23 protein-coding genes and 1 other annotated feature are annotated in these 22,125 nt (G+C 34.0%); of the genes, 9 read left to right on the forward strand and 14 right to left on the reverse strand.

What is annotated here, in order from left to right; all coding sequences use genetic code 11:
• Positions 1 to 17: 17 nt before the first annotated feature.
• The gene (locus tag DJ93_RS19860) at positions 18 to 356 is read left to right on the forward strand and encodes a DUF3992 domain-containing protein (protein WP_117287825.1); all 339 of its coding nucleotides are present in this window, start codon (positions 18 to 20) and stop codon (positions 354 to 356) included.
• Positions 357 to 384: 28 nt separating this feature from the next.
• Here the strand turns inward: DJ93_RS19860 and brnQ3 are convergent, their stop codons facing one another.
• Positions 385 to 1,740 carry a branched-chain amino acid transport system II carrier protein BrnQ3 gene (gene brnQ3 / locus DJ93_RS19865; protein WP_042982765.1) on the reverse strand — a complete coding sequence of 452 codons (1,356 nt, stop codon included), beginning with the start codon at positions 1,738 to 1,740 and terminating at the stop codon, positions 385 to 387.
• A gap of 57 nt (positions 1,741 to 1,797) precedes the next feature.
• Positions 1,798 to 2,056, reverse strand: a binding site (T-box leader).
• A gap of 331 nt (positions 2,057 to 2,387) precedes the next feature.
• Here brnQ3 and DJ93_RS19870 point away from each other — a divergent pair.
• On the forward strand, positions 2,388 to 2,597 hold the full coding sequence (locus tag DJ93_RS19870) for a hypothetical protein (protein ID WP_042982766.1): 210 nt from the start codon (positions 2,388 to 2,390) through the stop codon (positions 2,595 to 2,597).
• Between the two features lie 39 nt (positions 2,598 to 2,636).
• On the opposite strand, the gene DJ93_RS19875 is transcribed toward DJ93_RS19870, so the two are convergent.
• Positions 2,637 to 3,413: a class I SAM-dependent methyltransferase gene (locus DJ93_RS19875; protein ID WP_042982767.1), complete on the reverse strand. Its 777-nt coding sequence runs from the start codon at positions 3,411 to 3,413 to the stop codon at positions 2,637 to 2,639.
• Between the two features lie 118 nt (positions 3,414 to 3,531).
• Here DJ93_RS19875 and DJ93_RS19880 point away from each other — a divergent pair, with 118 nt between their 5' ends.
• Positions 3,532 to 4,383: a YhfM domain-containing protein gene (locus DJ93_RS19880; RefSeq protein WP_042982768.1), complete on the forward strand. Its 852-nt coding sequence runs from the start codon at positions 3,532 to 3,534 to the stop codon at positions 4,381 to 4,383.
• Between the two features lie 52 nt (positions 4,384 to 4,435).
• Here the strand turns inward: DJ93_RS19880 and DJ93_RS19885 are convergent, their stop codons facing one another.
• A complete protein-coding gene (locus DJ93_RS19885) occupies positions 4,436 to 4,633 on the reverse strand; it encodes a hypothetical protein (protein WP_042982769.1) in 198 nt (65 codons plus the stop codon).
• Between the two features lie 173 nt (positions 4,634 to 4,806).
• On the opposite strand from DJ93_RS19885, the gene DJ93_RS19890 reads away from it, so the two are divergent.
• The 3 genes from DJ93_RS19890 to hmpA all read left to right on the forward strand — a co-directional run bounded on the left by DJ93_RS19890 (position 4,807) and on the right by hmpA (position 7,906).
• Complete coding sequence (locus tag DJ93_RS19890) at positions 4,807 to 5,904, forward strand: site-2 protease family protein (RefSeq protein WP_042982770.1); 1,098 nt, start codon at positions 4,807 to 4,809, stop codon at positions 5,902 to 5,904.
• Between the two features lie 114 nt (positions 5,905 to 6,018).
• Complete coding sequence (locus tag DJ93_RS19895; RefSeq protein WP_042982771.1) at positions 6,019 to 6,537, forward strand: hypothetical protein; 519 nt, start codon at positions 6,019 to 6,021, stop codon at positions 6,535 to 6,537.
• A gap of 160 nt (positions 6,538 to 6,697) precedes the next feature.
• Complete coding sequence (hmpA, locus tag DJ93_RS19900; protein WP_042982773.1) at positions 6,698 to 7,906, forward strand: NO-inducible flavohemoprotein; 1,209 nt, start codon at positions 6,698 to 6,700, stop codon at positions 7,904 to 7,906.
• Between the two features lie 29 nt (positions 7,907 to 7,935).
• Here the strand turns inward: hmpA and DJ93_RS19905 are convergent, their stop codons facing one another.
• Positions 7,936 to 8,448, reverse strand: coding sequence for a Crp/Fnr family transcriptional regulator (locus DJ93_RS19905; protein ID WP_042982774.1), 513 nt, complete (start codon positions 8,446 to 8,448; stop codon positions 7,936 to 7,938).
• A gap of 181 nt (positions 8,449 to 8,629) precedes the next feature.
• On the opposite strand from DJ93_RS19905, the gene DJ93_RS19910 reads away from it, so the two are divergent.
• The gene (locus DJ93_RS19910) at positions 8,630 to 8,857 is read left to right on the forward strand and encodes a hypothetical protein (RefSeq protein ID WP_000883004.1); all 228 of its coding nucleotides are present in this window, start codon (positions 8,630 to 8,632) and stop codon (positions 8,855 to 8,857) included.
• Positions 8,858 to 9,148: 291 nt separating this feature from the next.
• On the opposite strand, the gene DJ93_RS19915 is transcribed toward DJ93_RS19910, so the two are convergent.
• The 3 genes from DJ93_RS19915 to DJ93_RS19925 form a co-directional block, all read right to left on the reverse strand.
• Entirely contained in the window at positions 9,149 to 9,949 is an 801-nt protein-coding gene (locus DJ93_RS19915) for a sulfite exporter TauE/SafE family protein (protein WP_042982775.1), read from the reverse strand.
• A 117-nt stretch (positions 9,950 to 10,066) separates the two neighbouring features.
• Positions 10,067 to 11,065, reverse strand: a complete 999-nt coding sequence (locus DJ93_RS19920; RefSeq protein ID WP_042982777.1) for an inorganic phosphate transporter — start codon at positions 11,063 to 11,065, stop codon at positions 10,067 to 10,069.
• Between the two features lie 11 nt (positions 11,066 to 11,076).
• Complete coding sequence (locus DJ93_RS19925; RefSeq protein ID WP_042982778.1) at positions 11,077 to 11,697, reverse strand: DUF47 domain-containing protein; 621 nt, start codon at positions 11,695 to 11,697, stop codon at positions 11,077 to 11,079.
• Between the two features lie 311 nt (positions 11,698 to 12,008).
• On the opposite strand from DJ93_RS19925, the gene DJ93_RS19930 reads away from it, so the two are divergent.
• Entirely contained in the window at positions 12,009 to 14,048 is a 2,040-nt protein-coding gene (locus tag DJ93_RS19930; RefSeq protein ID WP_042982780.1) for a transglycosylase domain-containing protein, read from the forward strand.
• Between the two features lie 58 nt (positions 14,049 to 14,106).
• On the opposite strand, the gene DJ93_RS19935 is transcribed toward DJ93_RS19930, so the two are convergent.
• From DJ93_RS19935 to DJ93_RS19945, 3 genes are all read right to left on the reverse strand, one after another.
• Complete coding sequence (locus DJ93_RS19935) at positions 14,107 to 14,541, reverse strand: hypothetical protein (RefSeq protein WP_042982781.1); 435 nt, start codon at positions 14,539 to 14,541, stop codon at positions 14,107 to 14,109.
• Between the two features lie 221 nt (positions 14,542 to 14,762).
• Positions 14,763 to 15,470, reverse strand: a complete 708-nt coding sequence (locus tag DJ93_RS19940; protein WP_080743538.1) for a Gly-Xaa-Xaa repeat protein — start codon at positions 15,468 to 15,470, stop codon at positions 14,763 to 14,765.
• Positions 15,471 to 15,878: 408 nt separating this feature from the next.
• Positions 15,879 to 17,132 (reverse strand): ATP-binding protein, encoded by a 1,254-nt coding sequence (locus DJ93_RS19945; protein WP_042982782.1) that lies wholly within the window; start codon positions 17,130 to 17,132, stop codon positions 15,879 to 15,881.
• 159 nt (positions 17,133 to 17,291) lie between these two features.
• On the opposite strand from DJ93_RS19945, the gene DJ93_RS19950 reads away from it, so the two are divergent.
• On the forward strand, positions 17,292 to 18,137 hold the full coding sequence (locus DJ93_RS19950; protein WP_042982784.1) for a DUF72 domain-containing protein: 846 nt from the start codon (positions 17,292 to 17,294) through the stop codon (positions 18,135 to 18,137).
• Positions 18,138 to 18,371: 234 nt separating this feature from the next.
• Here the strand turns inward: DJ93_RS19950 and DJ93_RS19955 are convergent, their stop codons facing one another.
• The 4 genes from DJ93_RS19955 to deoD all read right to left on the reverse strand — a co-directional run bounded on the left by DJ93_RS19955 (position 18,372) and on the right by deoD (position 22,034).
• Positions 18,372 to 18,557: a DUF3924 family protein gene (locus DJ93_RS19955; protein WP_042982786.1), complete on the reverse strand. Its 186-nt coding sequence runs from the start codon at positions 18,555 to 18,557 to the stop codon at positions 18,372 to 18,374.
• 130 nt (positions 18,558 to 18,687) lie between these two features.
• The gene (locus DJ93_RS19960) at positions 18,688 to 19,218 is read right to left on the reverse strand and encodes a tyrosine-type recombinase/integrase (protein ID WP_042982787.1); all 531 of its coding nucleotides are present in this window, start codon (positions 19,216 to 19,218) and stop codon (positions 18,688 to 18,690) included.
• Positions 19,219 to 19,325: 107 nt separating this feature from the next.
• Complete coding sequence (locus DJ93_RS19965) at positions 19,326 to 21,137, reverse strand: sensor histidine kinase (protein WP_042982788.1); 1,812 nt, start codon at positions 21,135 to 21,137, stop codon at positions 19,326 to 19,328.
• Between the two features lie 189 nt (positions 21,138 to 21,326).
• Complete coding sequence (gene deoD, locus DJ93_RS19970; protein WP_000110707.1) at positions 21,327 to 22,034, reverse strand: purine-nucleoside phosphorylase; 708 nt, start codon at positions 22,032 to 22,034, stop codon at positions 21,327 to 21,329.
• Positions 22,035 to 22,125 lie beyond the last annotated feature (91 nt).

Consider the following 22,125-nt stretch of genomic DNA (forward strand, 5'->3'; position numbering starts at 1 on the left):
GAAGAAGCTTTGGCTATATGATTAGCCAAAGCTTTTTTGTTGACGTCCATTTTGAAAGCTTTATCATTGGGCTGAAAACAGTACATACAAAGGGGAGAGAATGTATGTTAGTTCAAACGATATTTGGAATGGGTAAAACGAAGAAATTAGGGAATCATGTGAATGCGTTGCAAGCGCTATGTGAAAAATACGATATTGAAACAGATCGTGTTGCCATTATCGAAGCGACCGAAGAATATGATTTATTTCTAGCAAAGCAAGAAGATGGCTATGATGTTGTAAAAGTGGAAACAGTAGATACGAATATTGAGTATTATACGAATAAAGTAAGTAATTTTAGCCATACTCCACATTAAATGAAAAAAACCCCCATAAAGAGAGTATTTATGATGCTTTTACTTCAGATGAGTCATCCACTAGTGGTACTGTTTTTGCACCTTGTAGTTTTGCGACTATGAGGCCAATCATTGTCCCTACTAATGCAGGTAGAAGCCAACCAATACCTTCATTATATAGCGGAATCAATTCAAAATAAGAAGTAATAAATGAAACGGAAATATTTCCTTGTTTTAATCCATCAAATACACTCACAATTGCTGCTCCCATTAAAGCACCTACATAAACGGAGCGATAACCACCGAAATATTTATGAAGTAATGATAAGAATACAAGCACAATCGCAATTGGATACACAACAAGTAAAATAGGTACAGAGATAGCAATAATTTTTGTTAAACCTAAGTTGGCAACTAGTAATCCTAATGCGCAAATAATACTTGCTATTTTTTTATATGAAAATTTTGTTAATAATGTCGAAAAATATTGGCTACATGCAGAGACAAGTCCAATACATGTTGTTAAGCAAGCGAGTGTAACGATAAGTGACAGTAAGATCAGGCCGTATGGTCCAAATAATTGTTGTACGATAACAGTAAGGAGCTGGCCGCCATTTTTCGCATATCCAAGAGAAACGCTAGTTGTACCGAGCCAACCGAGTGCACCATATACAAGTACGAGGCCAGTAGCTGCAATCAGTCCTGCTTTTGCTGTTGCAATCGCAATTGACTTACGATCGGTCATACCTTTAGAGCGAATTGAGTTTACAACGATAATTCCAAATGCAAGAGCCGAAATCGTATCCATCGTTAAGTATCCTTCCATAAAACCTTTGAAGATAGGGGAAGTTTGATACTCTTGCATTGCAGGTCCAGATTGTCCGAGCGGGGTAAATACGCTTTTTACAAATAATAAGAAAATAGAAAATAGTAAAATAGGTGTTAATACACTTCCGATACGATCGACGAGCTTAGATGGATTTAGGCTAAGCCAAAATACGATAGCAAAGAAAAGGATTGTGTATATAAATAATGCGAAGCTATTAGAACGCATTGTTTCTGGTAAGAAAGAACTAACGCCCATTTCGTAAGCTACGTTAGCGACACGTGGAATTCCCATAGATGGACCGATCGCAATATACACAACAACTGTAAAGAAAATTCCGAACAACGGGTGAACGTGACTTGCAAGTTGTTGCATTCCATTTCCAGATAGAGAGATTGCAATAACGGTTAATAATGGTAATCCAACTCCTGTTAGTAAAAAGCCAATCATTGCTGGCCAGAAGTTTTCACCAGCATTTTGTCCAAGCATTGGAGGGAAAATTAAATTACCGGCTCCAAAAAATAAAGAAAATAGCATAAGACCCGTGAAAAAAATATGTTTTTTTGATACAGTGTTCATTGTTTTTCCTCCTTTTTATAAATTCATCTGTAAGAACACAAAAAACTCGTCCCTTAAGAAAGGGACGAGTTATATTTACCCGCGATACCACCCTAATTTATACATGTAGAAATATATCTATATGTATACGGCTCTGCAACGTACGACATGATACGTGTTCCTTGTAACGGTGGACATCCGGTAAGAACTTACTATAACATTCGGTTCTACTTCTCGGAGATGATTTTCGGTTACGCACTGAACATTGGCTTTCAGCAAAATGCCAACTCTCTGGGGAACAGTCCTATAACGTACTCGTTCTCTTCAATGAATTTTGTTCAAGTATTCTGACAGTATTTTCACATGTTTTTTTATGAAAGTCAATATATTTTTTTAAATAAATTTTTAGACAGATGTGTCTATATGTGGATATTCTCTGTTAAATAGCGGATTGTCCGATTTTTTTTAGTTAAAAGTAGAAAAGTGAGCAATGACAAGAGGGAAATTACTCAATTGATTTGTAAAAATGCTGTAAACGTATATAGAGGATTGTAAATTTAGTTGAGAAATATGATAATTCCAGGGTAAAAGAAGGAATTTTTAAAAAATATAGAGAATAATACAACAATCCACTTGCTGGAAAGAACAAACCAAAAGAGGTGACTGGAATGCTTGCGATGGGAGTATTATTAGGTATTATTGCTATTTCTGGTTTTATATGGTTATATTATTCGCGTTCGTTTAAACAAGCAGAAGTTTTACTCTTTCAAAAAGGTAGTTTGTTGACAGATCAGTCTAGATATTTAGTATGTCCGAAGTGTGGAAGTGCACAGGCCAGAAGTGGAGGGTATCAAGAGTGTTGCAAAATTAGGTTGTGAAAGGAGGAAGCCTCACAAAATGGTGTGAGGCTTCCTTCCTTACGTTTTCACCGCGCTCCAAATTGTCCAACGATCTCGTTCGATAATGGGCGATAGATTCTGTAATTCAGTATGAATATGATGTAATAGGTGAGAAAGTTCATTATCTGTTAATTCATATAATATGGATCGACCTGTTCGGGGGGATAAATCTTGTAATAATGCGTTAACAGAATCGTGAATTTTTCGAACTTCCCATAATGTTTGAATAGGTAATGGATGAAGAGCACAATTTTGCAATAAATGTTGAATGAAAGTAGTTTTTGGTCTTCTTTTTGCCTCTGTTTCAATGAGATTTGGATAAACGGAGAAAAAATACCCGCGAATATGTTCGGGACTTCCTGGGATTGTACAATCTTCAATTGTTCGATCTTGAATAACAAGCATCCCGTCTTTTTTTAATATGCGAGAAGCCTCTAGTAAAAAGGTAGGAATGTCTTGCAAGTGATGAATAACTGCACGGGAAATTACAATATCGAATGTTTCATTAGGGAATGGGATATCGTGAGCGTCACCGTGAACAAATGAGATATTCGGAAATGTGCTACAATTTTCTTGGGCCGCTTGCAACATTTCTTTTGAAAAATCAAATCCAACAACTTTTTCAGCACCCATAAGTGCAAGTTCTTTCGTATAAATGCCACCACCGCAGCCAATATCAATGATTTGTTTACCTTGTGTATCTACAATACTTTGCATTATTTCGCGCCATGAAACGTCTGCATTACGGGTTGCATAAGTATACTTATTATTCGCGTCATGAAAGTTAATTGACATGTGAGAACCTCCCTTCATCTATAGTATATCTCATTTTAGAGGATATAACGTTTTGGTTTTATGGGGGCAGATAATAAGGAATTCTTATTGTGAAATAAGAAGAATAGAGGGGATCTAATTGAAAAGAAAATATTGGTTATTCGTATTCATATTTTTAATCGCGTCATGTAGCCAAGTTGAGCAAAAAAAGGAGACAAAACAAGTAGAAGAGACGGTGAACGAAGTGAAGGAAACGTTACAAGTAACAATTATACAAAAAGATAAAGTGGACCAAAAATTAAAGACAACAGAAGCGCAGCTAGTAGTAGATATTATGAATAAAGCAGAAAAGCAAGAGATAACGGGTAGTTTTGGCGAACCAGAGTACGAAATAGAAGTAGAAAAGAATGGGAAGAAAGAAACGTATTATGCATGGTTAAGGGGAGAAGCTCGTCAAGGGTGGATTCAATATAAGCAGGGTATGTATATGCTTACGAAAAAAGATACGGAACAACTGTTATCCATATTTCCAAACCCTTTGGAGAAAAAAACGGATGATCCAAAGATTGGCGCTTTAACGAAAGTGACAAAAAACGATATGCAAATTACTGCTTTCCATATTAAAGCAGATGAACAGAAAGTGCGGTATACGGTGCGTTATACAATTTCAGATTCATTGTATAACGTATTAGAGAAAGAAAAAGAGTACTATTTACAACTCGTTTTCCCTGAGAAAATTCAAAAGCTAGTCGGAACAAAAGCGAGTGAAATTGTTTTAGCTGAAAAAGCGAAAGAAGGGTATAAACAGTATGAAGTTAATTTCACTATACCAATTAAAGATGCATCAGTAACAGAGTTAAAAGCATTAGAAAAATATTATGATAATTATGATTTGCAAATGTTAAATAATAAAAAAGAAAAAGTGGGTGTATTTCAAAATATTATTCAAATTGTGAAAGATTATGGAGAAAAAATGAATTTACAAAGATAAATATAATCTTTCCTAGGAAATGATAATAGAGTGGGTCAAAAGACCCACTCTATTATTTTACTTTTGCAGACGGCTCGTTTATTGATTTTCGTGTAATAAGAAAAGAAATCATAAGAGCGGAAAGAATAATAAGTGCGATAAATAGATGATTCGGCAACAAATCTAATAATAATACGTAGCTCACAGTATAAAAAATGAGAGTTGAAGCTAAAAAAGAAAGGGCACCTATTATGAAAGATTGTAAGTTCATTTGTATCCATCTCCTTTCGTTTTTATTTTCGTCTAAAATTGGATGATATAAACATTATTTCTAAGAAAAGAAAAAATTATGGCATAATGGAGAGGAGAATAAACTTTTATGGGATGCTAATTTTTAATGAGTAAGATTACGAGGCTTATAAAAGTGATGTAAAGGAGAGGAATATGAAAAATAATAAAAAAGGATTATGGGGAATCATTGCCGCAATAGGACTATTTTTACTTTCTAAGTTGAAATGGGTATTTGCAATTTTAAAATTTGCAAAGTTCTCAACAGTATTTAGTATGTTCTTGTCACTCGGTGCATACGCAGTTATATATGGATGGAAGTTTGGTGTAGCGCTTATTTATTTGCTGCTTATCCATGAAATGGGACATTTATGGGCGGCGAAGAGAAAAGGTATACCTACATCACCTGCAATCTTTATCCCGTTTATGGGGGCTCTTATTGGGATGAAAGAGATGCCAAAAAATGCAAAGGATGAAGCTTACATTGCATATATGGGACCTCTCTTTGGATTATTATCATTTTTGCCAGCGATCCCGCTTTATATGATGACGAAAGAACCGTTTTGGGCCCTTATTATTTTACTAGGCAGTATGATCAATTTCTTTAACTTAATTCCAGTTTCTCCGTTAGATGGAGGAAGAATTATTTCAGTTGTCAGTACAAAAATTTGGGGAGTAGGCCTTGCCTTATTACTTGGCTATTCAATTTACTTTAAAAGTATTATGGGGGGATTTATCTTTATTATCGGATGTATGGAATTATATAGAGTAATAAAGAGAAATAAACCAATTGAAGAATTAGGATATAAAGTAGATGGCATAAAGGATTATCTTGCTCTGTTTGAAGAGGAATTAAAAGAAACTGGTGCTGTTCATCGTACCATTTATATGCTTCATCATGAAATGAATGTATTAAGACAAAAAGAAAAAGCGAAAGAGTTACAAATAGGAGAACCTCAAAAAATAGAAGTATTAGAGTATGTATTACCAAAGTTTGAGCCTCTTGACTATATTCCATATGAAGATGAAAAGGATGAGCACGTGCTTCGTATACGTGAAGCTTTAGAAGTGTCAGGAAGAAAGTTGAGAGAATGGGAAATAGAAAAGAAACAACAAGAAGACTATTATAAAGTTGATACAAAAACAAAATGGACAGTATTCGCGGGTTATATTGGATTAATGGCTATACTTGGCTATACAGCTTATGAAGGATATATTGTTTTACAAGAGCATTTACCAAAGCGAAATGTGTAGAAAAACAGTGTCGAAATGATAGGAAGTATTTATACAGGAATTTTATTTCTACAGGAGAATGTTACAAATATAACAGTACATTGTAATTTTCATAGTAGAAAAGGAGTTCTGTATATGAAGAAAGTAGTAGGTGTGCTAGGAGCAATTGTTGTGATGAGCATTGCAAGCTATAGTCTTATGAAAGTATTGTTACATTATGCAAATAAGCCTGCCGGAGTAGCTACAGTAGCACAAGTTGAAGATGTTCAAGAAAAGAAAAGTGTCTTAGAGTTTATTCGTACTACACATGAGAGTTATAACAATTTCTTAAATTACGGTAAAGCTGAGAGATATACTGAAGGAGATTGGAATCATTTTAATCAGTGGTTTCAAGAACAAGAACTATCTTTAAAAGATATACATAAGGAAACCAAAAGTGAGAAGATGAAACGTGATGTGAAAAAAAGTTATGAGATTGCGAAAAAGGGTGTAGAACTTCGAAAGATTGAATATATAGTGTATGCCCATCGTGTATACCACGATCTGGATATTATTGTGAATAAATATACTGGTGAAACGAACATATGGGGGTATACAGAGTTTGGAAATGGGAAGAATGTACAAGTAATCGAACAAGTTTTACAAACAAAGTAATGAGCTAGCTAATATTCTAGTTAGCTCATTTTCTATTATAGGTGAATTTGTTCATACATTTTTCACAAAAACATCATGTTTATAGTGATTAAAATCACAATGTGGAGTATAAAATTCAGTTACACTAATAATAGTTAAGGAAATAGAGGAGTGGGATACAATGTTAAGTACAAAAACAATTGAAATCGTAAAATCAACAGTACCGTTATTACAGGAAAAAGGTGTTGAAATTACAACGAGGTTTTATCAAATTTTATTCTCAGAGCATCCCGAATTACTAAATATTTTCAACCATACAAATCAGAAAAAAGGAAGACAACAACAAGCACTAGCAAATGCAGTTTATGCTGCGGCGATGTATATCGATAATTTAGAAGCTATCATTCCAGTTGTAAAACAGATTGGTCATAAACATAGAAGTTTAGGTATTAAAGCGGAGCATTATCCAATTGTAGGTACATGCTTACTACAAGCAATTAAAGAGGTCGCAGGCGCGCCAGACGAAGTTTTAAATGCATGGGGAGAAGCATATGGCGTAATCGCTGATGCGTTCATTAGTATTGAAGCAGGAATGTACGAGGAGGCAGCAGAAAAAGAAGGTGGTTGGAAAGATTTCCGCAATTTTGTTGTCGTAAAAAAAGAGGAAGAAAGTGACGTTATTACATCATTTTATTTAAAGCCTGAAGATGGTGAAAAATTATCTTCATTCATACCTGGTCAATATGTAACAGTTCAATTGAATATAGAGGATGAAACATATACACATAATCGTCAGTATAGCTTGTCTGATGCCCCTGGAAAAGAATACTATCGTATTAGTGTGAAACGAGAAAAAGGTGTAAATACATCAGATGGTAAAGTGTCTAATTATTTACACGATCATGTGGAGGAAGGCGATATTCTACTAGTAAGTGCACCAGCAGGAGATTTCGTATTAAATATGAATGGGGCATTACCTGTTGTGTTAATAAGTGGTGGGGTAGGTATTACTCCGATGATGAGCATGTTAAATACGTTAATCGAACAAAAATCAAAACGTAATGTATACTTTGTTCACGCAGCGTTAAATAGTAATGTACATGCGATGAAAGAGCATGTAGAGACAGTTGAAAAGCAAAATGAACAGGTGAAGGCATATACTTGCTATTCATCACCGACAGAGCAAGATGTAGTAACGAAGAACTTTGATAAAGAAGGATTTGTTGAAGAAGAATGGTTACAATCTATCCTTCCGACAACTGAAGCTGAATTTTATTTCTGTGGTCCAGTGCCATTTATGAAACATGTTTATACAATTTTAACTCATTTAGGTGTTAAACAAGAGAATATTCATTATGAATTTTTCGGCCCAGCAGCAAGCTTGCAATAGCTGAATTTTTAGCGCAAAAAAACGAGGTATTATTTTACCTCGTTTTTTGTTTGTTCTCTTCGTAATCGATTCACTGTTTCACGACGCACCCCTATTAGTTGACCAATTTCTGTTTGCGTTAATATTTCATATATAGGAATGTCATCTAAATATAGCGCAAACCATTCTTGCAAACGATGAAGGCGCTCTTTCGGAGAAACTGTCGTTAATTGATCAATACGCTGTTGCATCATTCTTAATTTGGATTGCAATTGCATAGCGACATTTGCATAGGATTCAGGATTCGCTTGTAGTTTGTCATACCATGTGTTACTTATAATAGGCTCAACTTCTGTTTTAATTAAAGCGATAGCTGTACCGTGATATTCTTTCGGTGAAATCAAAGAATGGTGAGGTATCGTTTCGCCAGGAACGATGATATTAAACAAAAATGGTGTTCCGTCTTCTTGTAATCGAACAACCTTTAATAAACCTGTTTTTATAAAGTATAAAGGACCGTCTTCGCCTTGACGGAATAATACATCTCCCTTATGTAAAATCAATGTTAGCACCCCATTTAAGTATTTCTTTTTGACCATGTTAACGTATAGGTAGTATTTTTGTATGAAAGCCAATCCGTCTTTTAAACAGCAATTTTATTGACGAAATGTATGCTATTACAGTAGTATACTATTTAGTGTGTAATAGTACTAGCAATGAATACGCTGTAGGGGGTTTAGTATATTGTTAGATGCGATGAAGATGACGGATATGAGAATTCCAGCTAATGCGATCATCCATGTGGAAGAGATGAAGGGCGGAGTTGTTTTATCGGTTGAAATAGATGGTCAAATTATTTATACAATGGCCTATGATGAAGAAACAGATAGTTATGCTGAATTATATGATCGAAATGATAAGAGAGCATGCCAAGTACATGAAGATTTTATGGGATGGTCACTTCTTCATTAAAAAGATGTCAACATGACATCTTTTTTTAGTGAATCGATAGATTATACAAAGAAATGCAATAAATGGATGCAATTTGTAATAATTGATTTTACATTGTTAGCGCTTTGTAACCGCAAAAGGGCTGTTTTTTCGTTATCATAAAGGTAACAGTTCCGGTTATAGGGGTGATCAACTTGAAGAAATTACATATTTCAAATTTCATGTTATTGTGTGTTTGCTTAGTACTATGTGCTGTTTTAGGAGTTTTTTTATATTCATGTGTATAAAAAAACGCATTCTAAAAAGAACGCGTTACAAAAATGAAGTTATAATTAATCTAGTACCAAGAATAATTAATGTAATACGTAATAAATTAATGATGGCATTGCCACTTAATTTTGTATTGATATAAGCTCCGATTTTTCCGCCAAACCAAGCACCAGGAATAAGAATTAATGCATAAATCCAGCTAACATTTCCAAGAGAGATATGAGTTAAAGAAGTTACAATTGCTGATAAAAAGACGATAAACATAGAAGTCGCTACAGCAATTTGTGCTGGGAAAGCAAAAAGCAACATCATTGCTGGAACAAGTAAGGCGCCTCCGCCGATTCCAAATAATCCAGAGATGAACCCAACTATAAATGCGATAAAGATAGAAAGAAATGGTGGGAATTGATAATGAACAGTATTTCCATCATTATCTGTAAAAGAACGCTTAATCACAGTCATATTTGATAGAGAAAGTGGTTTTAGCTTATCCTTTAGCATAAGAAGAATTGATACGAATATAAGAAAAATACCAAAGTATAAAGAAAATGTATCTTGGTTTAAAAATTTATTTGCCCACGATCCAATAATGCCACCAGGACCACTCCCGATAAATAAAATAAGTCCGCTTTTATAATCTACCCGTTTATGCTTCATGTAAGTAAGGGTGGAAGATAAACCTGTAAATACGACTGTAACAATTGAAGTTCCAACTGCAAGCTGCGGTGATAAACTGTGCAGGCCAATTAATAAAGGAACGATAATAATTCCTCCTCCAAGCCCAACTAGGCTTCCGACTGTTCCTGCGATTAATCCGATGAAAAGTAACATGATGTATTCCAAAATTGCCAACTCCTCTATATAACTTATCCAACACCCATTATACACACTTTTACAGAAGAAATAGGCTTGTTCACAAAAAAGTCGTCTTCCTAGAAAAATAAGGAAGACGACTTTTGATTAAAAGATTAAGTGTAATAAGTAGTAAAATAAAGCAGCTAAAGAAGCGGAAATAGGAAGTGTAATAACCCATGTAATTAACATGCGTTTCGCAGTTCCCCATTTTACACCTTTCACACGATGAGAAGCACCAACCCCTAAAATAGAAGAAGAGATAACGTGCGTCGTACTAACCGGTAAGTGAATGAATGTTGCGCCGAAAATAACAAGTGATGATGATAAATCGGCAGCTACACCATTTACAGGACGAATTTTCATAATTTGTCCACCGACAGTTTTAATAATTTTCCATCCACCGACAGAAGTACCAAGACCCATTGCGATTGCACAAGCTAATTGTACCCAGAACGGGATGTCACTAGAAGTATGATAGTTATTTGCCATAAGAGCCATCGTAATGATTCCCATTGCCTTTTGAGCATCATTTGTACCGTGCGTATAAGCTTGTAATGCAGCGGTGAAAATCTGGAATATACGGAAGTTCTTGTTCGTTTTCGTTAAATTAAAGTTTTTAAAGACCACTTTAAAAATACTATATACGATGTAACCAATAACAAAAGCAATAATCGGTGAAATGATTAAAGCTTCAATAATTTTTATAAACCCTTTATAGTTTAATGCGCTAATACCAGCAGCAGCAATTGCTGCACCTGCGATGGAGCCAATAATCGCATGGGAAGAACTACTTGGAATACCATAGTACCAAGTAATCAAATTCCAAGCTATTGCTGCAAGCAAAGCAGCTAAAATTACAAGAGAACCATTTTGCAAGGCAAATGGGTCAACGATATCTTTTGTAATAGTCTTTGCTACACCTGTAAATGTCATCGCACCTAAAAAGTTCATAATAGCTGCCATAATAATTGCATGTCTAGGCTTTAGAGCTTTCGTTGAAACAGCCGTTGCAATAGCGTTTGCTGTATCGTGAAATCCATTGATAAAGTCAAAAGCTAAAGCGCAAATGACTACTAAAACGGTCAGTATCAAGAGTGTATCCATGATCAAACTCCTTACGCGTTCTTCATAATGATTGTTTCTAATACGTTTGCAACGCTTTGACAGCTATCAGCTACTTCTTCAAGCTCTTCATAAATCTCTTTAAATTGAATAATCTTAATCGGATCTTTCTCACGAGAGAATAAGTGCTTAATGGCATGGCGACGAATGTCATCACATTGTGACTCGTAGTCCTTAATTTTAATTGCATTTGTACGAATATCGACTAATTTCTTATTAGACATTAGTTCAACAGAGTGTGCAATTTCAATCGCACATTGATTAATTGCCTCTACAAACTTAATCATGTATTCATCAGCCTCTGTAATAGAATACATTTCGAATAAACCAGCACTGTGATCTAATCCGTCTAATACATCATCCATACTCATTGCAAGCTGTAGGATGTCTTCACGTTCAATAGGAGTGATAAATGCTTTGTTTAGCTCCATAATGATTTCGTGAATAAATGAGTCACCTTTTGACTCATATTCTTTCATGCGCATAGAAAATTCTTTTAAATCGCTAGCATTTTTAATTTTATACTCCACGAAAAACTGCGCGCCTTCTTTTAAATTTTCGGAAACATTCATTAACATTTCAGAAAACTTATCTTTTTTTGATTTAAAGACCATTATTGTTACCCCCACAAAAGTAATATATGTAAAATATATTGGCTAATCAATTCTAACAAAAAACTGTCGGTTTTTAAAACATTTTATCGAAAAGTTTACAAAAACTTAACATAACTCATGTTGTTGTATTAATAATATTAATGATGAATAATGAATATCTTACTTGTAGAATGTCCTTTTCTTGTAAAAAGTATGAATGTAAAAGAAATGCTTTACACTTCATAAGCTATTGCGTTATCATAATGAATTTAAAAGGAGGGAGTTTCTTCCTTTTTCTAAAAAGGTGTAAACATAATAAAGGAAGTGAATAAATGAAATGGAAGAGCACTCATTTCAAGAAAATGCTTGAGTGGTTCAACAATAGGAAGAAACTACGCAATTCATTAATTGTTTTCGCTAGTTTGTTCATTACGCTATTTGTAGCTGTAAATATAATAATTTCCATTCAAGATATATCCGAATTAAAACAAGCTGTCCCACAACCAACTTTAATTTACGATGCAAATAATGAAGTGGCAGCGAAGTTATCATCTTCAAAAACAGAAGGCATTAGAAGAAAAGATATACCGGACATTATGATTCAAGCAGTTGTAGCGGTAGAAGATAAGGAGTTCTTTAGTCATCATGGCATTTACTATAGTGGAATTATAAGTGCAGTATTAAAAAATATTACAGCTGGGGAAGTTGTTGCAGGAGGAAGTACAATTACACAGCAGCTGGCAAAAAATGTGTTTTTAACGCAAGAGCGTACGTTTTCGCGGAAATTTAAAGAATATTTTTTAACGAAGAAAATAGAGCGTACTTATACAAAAGATGAAATTATGGAAATGTATATGAATCAAATTTATTTTGGTGAAGGTGCTTGGGGGATAAAAAAGGCAGCCAAATCTTATTTTGATAAAGAAGTAAAGGATTTAACAATAGGAGAAGCTGCAACGATAGCTGGATTGATTAAAGCACCATCTACGTATTCGCCTTATAAAAACTTTAATAAATCAATTGAAAGGCGTAACGTCGTATTAAGTTTAATGAAAGAACAAGGGTATATTTCGGAAGAACAGTATGTGAAGGAGAAAGAAACAGGACTTGTATTGCGGCGTGGTGTTGATGATAAATATAAAGGGAAATATTCTCAATATGTAGATTATATTGTAAGGGAAGCGATGGAGAAGTATGAATTAACGCAAAATGAAATTTTAGCAGGTGGCTACCGTATTTATACAGAACTTGATCCGAAAAAACAACAGGCAGTAGAAGATGTTGTTAATAATGATAATTACTTTAAAGGCAGTAATTCAGGTCAGCTCATGCAAACTGGAGTTGTTCTTATGAATCCAAAAACTGGTGGAGTTCCTGCTTTAGTAGGTGGGAGAGGTCCTTATCAATTTTTACAATTTAATCATGCAACACAATTGAAAAGACAACCTGGATCAACATTAAAACCGCTTGCGGTGTATGTACCAGCTTTAGAACAAGGATATGAAGTATATGATGTACTAAAAGATGAACCGTTTAATATTAAGGAGTACCAACCGCAAAATAGCGATCATACTTTTCACGGTGATGTCACCATGTATGAAGCAGTGGCAAAATCTTATAATGTACCAGCTGTTTGGCTTCTAGAACAGATTGGATTAGATAAAGGTTTGAAATCATTAGAAAGATTTGGCATTCCGTTAGAACAGGAAGATCGTACGTATCCGATTGCTTTAGGGGGAATGCATACTGGAACGTCTCCTTTTGTAATGGCTCAAGCTTATGCTACATTCGCGAATGATGGTGTACAAGTAGAAGCTCACGCAATTAGAGAGATACAAAATGCTGAAGGTGAAACCGTTGGGAAATGGTATAAAAAAGAAACACGTGTGACCAGTGAAAAAATCGCTCAAAAGATGACATACTTATTAAAAGGTGTTGTTGAAAAAGGAACAGGTGAAAAAGCAAAAGTTAATAATATTGATACAGCCGGAAAAACAGGAACTACTCAGCTTGTAAGCGGGCCAAGCACTGGCGCAAAAGATTCTTGGTTTGTTGGATATACACCCGATTTAGTTGGTGCGATTTGGGTGGGATATGATAAGACGGATAGTGAACATTACGTGCCGGGTGGAAGTCAAATTACGACGACAATGTTCCGAGATATTATGAAGAAAGCTGCTGGAAACCCAGCTCAAAAAGCATTTCAATTATCTTTAATATCAGAAGTAGACTATACAAAACAGTTAAAGACGATAGAAGAAGAAAAAAGAAGAAAAGAAGAAGAAAAAAGAAGAAAAGAAGAGGAACAACAAAGACAACAACAGCAAAAAGAATGGATTGATAAAGTAAAAGAATGGATTCCATTTTGGTAAGGAAAAAAGAGGCGAATAATGAGATTCGCCTCTTTTTTATATGGAAAAATCAACAACTTTATTTATGGAGGATAACGTTACTTTTTCCTAAGGAGATCGAATCATAAGTGACAGTAATGATTCCTTTACCAATAGGCTCATAAGGTAAATCTTCGTCATATTTTCCATTGTTTTTATTGTGAATAGAAAATATTACTTCGTTAATTTCTTTGTTTTTATATTGATTTTTAATTACCTCTGCGATTTGAAGTAGGTCTTCATAATTAGAAGCTTCTGTAACAATCATGCCCTTTACAACCTTTTTCTCATTATGTGTGGAAGATGAAATAGGGACTGTATTTTGTTTAGTATATAAAAGTTCATATGGAATTGTCTGGTGAGTTTCCTCAGCTTTTGAAATGGTTGAGTACTTTAAAGTTAACAAAAGTCCTAAACATAAAATGATACATAACATAAGAGCGACCCAAAAACGTGCTGATGATATAACTCTCATTTTCATCCCTCTTTCATGTCTTTGTCTTCATTATTTATCATACAAAATTAGCATTAAGCTAGAGTTAATTTGAGGTAAAGAAACGTAAAGAAGGAGCGCTTATCCTCCCAAATAAGTGCTCCTTTCTATATAAAGAGAGATTTAAAGAGTGAAGCAATCAAAACAATTCTCACTATAATAAATATGCTTGACTATTCGAGAAATATGTTTAAAAATGGAATTTAGTAAATTCGGTAAACAGATAGTATAGCTGTTGTTTCACCTGTATTAGGAATAGAAATAGTATTTGCTATAGGCTGTACAGAAATTATTGTACTAGCTGTTAAAGTAAAAATTGTTGAGAAGGAAACAGAGCTACCAATCACGTTAGTTGAAAAATTACGAGTAGGTGCTTGACCATTAAATGAAATTCCAAAACCAAATGGTGAAGAGCCTGGGAAAGTTGTAGATGCAGAGAAACTAATATTATATACTCCTGTTTCTAAAATTGTAAAAGTATCTGTACCATCATTAAAAGCGATATTAGTTAACTCGAATACTTCATTGAATTGGATATTGGTTCCTGGAGATATAGTTTGCGGGTTTGTGTTTCCTATTACAGCCATAGTTACAGGGATTGGAGTTCCAGTCGCCCCAGCGGAACCAGTCGCCCCAGTAGAGCCAGTCGCCCCAGCGGAACCAGTCGCCCCAGTAGAGCCAGTTGCCCCAGTAGAGCCAGTTGCCCCAGTAGAGCCAGTCGCCCCAGCGGAACCAGTCGCCCCAGTAGAGCCAGTCGCCCCAGTAGAGCCAGTCGCCCCAGTAGAGCCAGTCGCCCCAGTAGAGCCAGTCGCCCCAGTAGAGCCAGTCGTCCCAGTAGAGCCAGTCGCCCCAGTAGAACCTTGAGCACTATTGCCAAAAAAAATTTTGCTTTTGTTGTTATTGTTGTACATCTTTTCATTCCTTTCTATTAAAAATAAAGAACCGTCAATATAATAAAATGAAAATGAATCTTGATTAGTGATGGATAAACTACTACGTATTCAAAAATAAGAACTTCACCTATTGGTTTAGAACAAGTGAAATAAGTGGGTGAAATGTTATATAGTTTTACTATTTGTTTTTTAGGCAGTAGCCTACGTTAGGCAGATTTTCATAGAAACGGTAGCTGATAATTGAATACTTGTCATTATATGTAATAACAGATGGTAAAGGAGAGGGAAAGAAAATTAATATGTACGTGGTAGCCAGGAAGGATAGTATAGGAGGAAAATTTTGATGTGAGAAAGGTCTGGAGATTTTAAGAAGCAAAATAATAAAATTAGTGGGACTCCTCATCCCACTAATTTTATATAGCTATCTTATAGTTTGATTTTTTTTTGTGATAATGGAATGGAAATGATAAAGGTTGTACCGTTTTTATCACTAGAGACTTTTAAAGTGCCATTATGATTTTGAATAATTTTTTTTGTTACTGATAATCCGAGTCCAGTTCCTGAATCTTTCGTAGAAAAGAAAGGATCAAATATATATTCTTGAATTGCTGGAGGGATGCCAGTTCCATTATCTTGAAATGTAATACGAGCGAAATTATCTAAACGATGGCTAGTAATTTGAATGGATAGAGGTGTAGCACCTTGGGCATCGACAGCGTTTTGGAATAAGTTTAAGAAAACTTGAACGAGTTCATGTCGGTCAATATTTACAAGTATGTTATCTAGTTCAGAAGATAAATTGTATTCAATAGAAATATTGTGCAAAAAGACTTCGCTAGCGAGTAATTGTTGAATATATTCCTGTAAAAACGTATTGATAGGAAATGGTTCCCTTTTAAATTCATGTGCTTTTGAGATAGATAAAAACTTTGTAATAATGCTATTGGCCCGGTCTAATTCAGGGATTAGCAAGTTTTCAAATAATTTTTTATTAGAAGAAGAGACGCTTTCCTGTAAAAATTGTAAATATCCACGTACTGTTGTAAGAGGATTACGAACTTCATGAGCAATACCTGCTGCAATTCGGCCAGCTAAAGCAAATTTTTCTGCATCACGTTCTGTATTTAAATAATGAAAGACACTGATAATGCGAAAAATTTCTCCATTATAATCACGAATGATTCTGTTGTTTATAATACCATAGTTTTTATCTAGAACTTCCTCATTATATATTTCAGTTTCAGTCTTTAATGTTTCGATAGCTTTAATTTTTTCCACGGGCAAGTTTAACAATTCTTGAATAGGTCTACCTATTATAGAACTTCGCACTACACCAAAGTCATCTGCTGCAGCTTGATTACACAATGTAATGATACCTTGATTATTAATAAAAGTGACATGATGTGAAAAGGCGTCAAAAATATGAACAAAATGCTTTTCTAGCTGTTCAAATAAAAATAAGGAATCACAAGTAAGCTTAAAGATAGGATTCTTATCTTCTTTTTGTATAGGCCAGATAGAATGAGATGTTTTTGTTTTTTCTATTTGTAAACCAAACTGCGGGTTTCTATATGTGAAATGATGTGGTAATTGGTTTACTAATTCTTCGTAAAAACGCACTTTATTTTCCAATTCTTTTATTTGATTTTCATGAGATAAAATAGTATCCTCTTGAAGCATATATAAATAACTCCTTAATTTAAAAATTCTTCCATCTAGTATATCATATTTTTATAAAAAGACTCTTTCATAAAGGTACCCTTTATAAAACTACTTGAATTAAACTTTGAGGGATGGCTAGAATGAAATTAATGAGAATATGAGAAGGGAGGAATTCATTTGCTTTCCATTGGATTAACAGGATGGGGAGATCATGATTCGTTATATGCAGATTCCTATGAAAATAGAAATAAATTACGAACGTATAGCGAGTATTTTCCGATTGTAGAAGTGGATAGTTCATTTTATGCGATGCAACCAGTCCGGAATTATATAAAATGGGCGAGTGAAACACCAAAAAACTTTTCTTTTATTGTAAAGGCATACCAAGGAATGACAGGACATATGCAAGGGGAAATCCCATTTTCAAACATTGATGAAATGTTCGATGTATTTAAACAATCGATTCTTCCACTTCAAGAAGCTCATAAACTACAAACAATTTTGTTTCAATATCCACCCTGGTTTGATTGCAAGAAGAAAAATGTAGATTTACTGCGTTATACAAAAGAAAAAATGAAAGGTTTACCTTGTGCAATAGAATTCCGAAATCAAACATGGTTTGATTCTAATATGCATGATAAAACGTTGCAATTTCTAGAACAAGAAAAGTGGATTCATACGATTTGTGATGAACCACAGGCTGGAATCGGATCTGTGCCACTTGTATTAGAAGCAACGCATCCTGAAATAGCATTAATACGTTTTCATGGTCGTAATGTTCATGGATGGCTTGATAAAGGAGAAAATTGGAGAGCTGTTCGCTGTTTGTATCGTTACAATAAAAAAGAACTAGAAGAATGGGTGGAAAGACTAGAAATACTGAAGAAGAAGACGAAAGATATATATGTATTGTTTAATAATAATTCTGGCGGGGACGCAGCGGATAATGCGAAACAATTGATGGAAATGATGAATATTACATATGGCGAACCTAAGCCTGAGCAACTTAATTTATTTGAATAAATGAAAAAAAGAAAACCACTGTACAAACAGGGGGAATGTACAGTGGTTTTCTATATGAAAAAGAGGGGTAACAATGTTACTGAGCGTTTGGTTGATTCATCAATTGTTGGCTTCGTAATAAATGATAATGGTTATCATTATCATTGTCAATAGTTTTTCGGAAATTAAATAAAAAACTTCTTTTGTATTTTGGATAGAAAGAGAAAAATAAAAAAATAACAGCGATTAACGCTGTTATTTTCCAGTTACATATTGTTGTAAATCAAAAGGAGTTATCTCTTGGATGAACTCTTTTGAGATAAGTGTTTGAACGAGTGTGCTTTCAGAAATGGCAGCACCTGTTTTCTTTTGATACGCTTGCTTTAATAAATTGAGTTTTTCAGCCGTTTCTTTTGGTAATTCAATAGTTAGTGTGTTCATAATTTCTCCCCCTTAATATTAGAGTACCACTACCATATAGGAGAAACAAGAAAAGAGAATATGAAACATAAAAAAGGTTACCAATTATAAGCTTGGTAACCTTTTTTATGTATAAGAACTATGTTTGTTTTTATGCAATACCGATATACTTTAAAGTTTTTGATGGAGTACTATGATCAAAGAAGTGTTGTAAAAATGCGATATCAACACCAGATTTGTATGCACAATATCCCCAAGTTTTTCGAAGTGTATGTGAGCTAATCCCTTCTAATCCAACTTCTTTTGCAGCTTTGTTTAAAATGTACCATGCATGTTGTCTTGTAATAGACTTTGTCCCTTTTTGAGACTTTAATAATGGCTCATTTCGTTTCCAAATTTTACGTTCTTTCATATAGTCTTCGATTGCATGCTGTAAATCTTCGTTTACAGCGAACCATTTATGTTTCTTTACTTTTTCATTGTAAAATAAAATGGAATGGCGAACATTTTCGTCTTCATCAATTACATCGCCGACTTTTAATTGTAAGATTTCACTTACTTTTAAGCCAGAATTTACAGCTAATACGAATAATAAGCCATCACGTTTCGAAGATTGTAAAAGTATATTTTTGATTGTTTCTAATTGTTTTTCGTTTTGAATAGGTTGTCCTGCTTGTTTCATTTCACGCACTCTCCTCTTTTATATGTGTAAAGGAAAGGATTAACTTGGTTCTTACTATAAAGGGAGAGTGTGAATTTCATGTGAACTCCTAGTGAAATTAAGACAAATTATTTGACTTCTTTTACTTTTTGTAAATTAAAATAAAATATAACGCTATCCTCTGTATTATACACACCGTATTCAGCGTGATGAAGTTCTAAAATGTTTTTCACAATAGATAAACCGAGTCCAGTACCTCCAGTATGACGACTTCGGGAAGCATCTAAACGATAGAAGCGATCCCAAATTTTTTCAAGGCTTTCTTCTGGAATAGGGTTACCAGTGTTTTCAATTTCAATTCTCACTTTTTCTTCTACTTCTATAACGCGAATTTTAATTTCCTTGCCATTAGGTGTATAGCGAATAGCGTTGCTAAGTAAGTTCACAACTACTTGTTCAATTCGATTACGATTTGCTTCGACGTATATTGAAGGATCCAAATTAATGTCTACTTGTAAATGTTTTTCTTCCAGACTAAATAATAATTTTGTATATACTTGTTGAACGAGTTCACCGATTGAAAAGGTAGTCATCTCTAGTTTATACGTACCAGATTCTAACTTTGCTAATTCCAACATTTCGACGATGAGTCGATTCATATTTTCTGTTTCTTCTAAAATAACATCGGTATAGTATGTCGTATCTTTGCTAACGCCATCTTTAATACCCTCAGCGAAACTTCTAATAACACTGAGTGGTGTTTTTAATTCATGAGATACACCAGAAATAAATTCCTTTCTGGTTTTTTCCAGCTGACGCTCGCGTTCTATATCCTGTTGTAGTTTTGTATTTGCTACATTTAATCGATCAATGCGATCTTTTAAATTAACAGAGAGTGTATTAATACTGCCAGATAGACCACCAATTTCGTCATCTGCTGTAATAGGTAATTTTTCACTAAAATCAAAATTAGCCATTTTTTTTGTGACACGATTCATCTTAATTAATGGCTTAACAATGATTTTTGAATAGTAAAAGGATAATAAAATAATAACGAGAAACACGATAATTAAGGCATAAACGTAATAATCTTTTAAAACGAGCATTGCCTCATTAACTGGTTGTAAAGATGCTACTGCAAAAGCATATTCTTTAATTTGTCCATTTTCCAAAATAGGTTGTACAAAGATACTATTTTTAACTTCGTCTCCAGCATCTAGTATAAAAGTAGTTAAATTATTCGAATTAGATGTACCATATTGGCTAGCTGCAGCGAAGTGTTGGACAGCTTGTAATGTTTCTAAATTATTTGCAAGACGAAATTCGTTTTTGGAAGGGAGTTCTAATTTAGATACAACACCAGTAAATGTAACAGGATATATATTTCTAGTTCTGTTTGTAAGTCTATTTTTAGATGGATTACTACCAATTGAGTTGAAATCGGAAGCAAAGTTGTCGTTTTTCCATTGATTGTAATTTGTAGTAATTATTTGAGGAAATATTGTATTTCCTTGTACATAACCATCCACTTTAATCATTGCGTCTTTTTTTAAACCTAAACTTATGAATTTGCTATATTCATCATTGGTTAAAATGTTATTAAGTGGGATAGAAAATGTTTTATTAGATGAAGGATCAGTAACTTCAATATAGTAATTATTTTCACCTTTTATTATTGCATGAGAGTCTAAAAATAAGATGTCCGCATTTGTTTTATCATGAAATTCTTGTTTTAGTTTCCTAATTTCTTCAGAAGTCTTATCGCTTTTTTCGTAATTTGCCAAAAACTTCTCAAAAGAAGTTTGGACTGTTTTCACTTTTTTATTAATATAAAATTTCTCTAAAAATAGTGATTGTCCAAGGAAAAAAAGGAGGAAGATGATAGTAAATAATGTTGATGTTAATAAAAATAGTTTAAAGACGATACTTCTTTTTTTCACTTTTTCACCTCATATAAAGAATGCTGTTGTATAAATAGTTTCTTCATTATAACAAACGTTAAAAGAAAGTAGGTATTAAAAATCTGTCTCTTTCTAGAGTAGTTTTTTATAAAAAGTCACATAAAGTATAGACGATGGATGTGCAAATAGAAAAGAACTTGCCAGACGTATGACAAGTTCTTTTGTGTATTATTGTTGAATTGCAGCATCTAAAGCGATTTCAATCATTTCGTTAAATGTAGTTTGACGCTCTTCAGATGTTGTTTCTTCTCCAGTGAAGATATGGTCACTTACTGTTAATACAGATAAAGCATTTACACCATATTTTGCTGCTAGTGTGTAAAGGGCAGTTGTTTCCATTTCTACTGCTAATACACCGTAATCACCAAGTTTTTTAACCATGTCCATGCTCTCACGGTAAAATACGTCTGCTGTTAAAACATTACCAACACGAACGTGTAAGCCTTTTTCTGTTCCAGCATCGTAAGCTTTCTTTAAAAGATCGAAGTTTGCAGCTGGTGCAAAATCAAATCCTGGGAATGTTAAGCGGTTCATATTAGAATCTGTACAAGCTGTCATTGCGATAATAACGTCACGTACTTTTACATCTTTTTGAATCGCACCACATGTTCCAACACGAATTAAATTTTTCACGCCATAGCTCTGGATTAATTCGTTTACATAAATAGAAATAGAAGGGACACCCATACCTGTACCTTGAACAGATACACGTTTTCCTTTATAAGTTCCAGTGAAACCTAACATGCCGCGCACGTTGTTATAGCAAGTTACATCCTCTAAAAATGTTTCTGCGATATATTTTGCACGTAATGGATCACCTGGTAGTAGAATAGATTCAGCGATTTCGCCTTGTTTTGCTTCGATATGAACACTCATGAAAAATCCTCCTTGTTATGTATTGATATAAATCAACATCATCTGCATTATACACTAGGAATCCTGCCAATTAAAATCTTTTTATTATTTG

The sequence above is a fragment of the Bacillus clarus genome, from assembly GCF_000746925.1.
Classification (GTDB): domain Bacteria; phylum Bacillota; class Bacilli; order Bacillales; family Bacillaceae_G; genus Bacillus_A; species Bacillus_A clarus.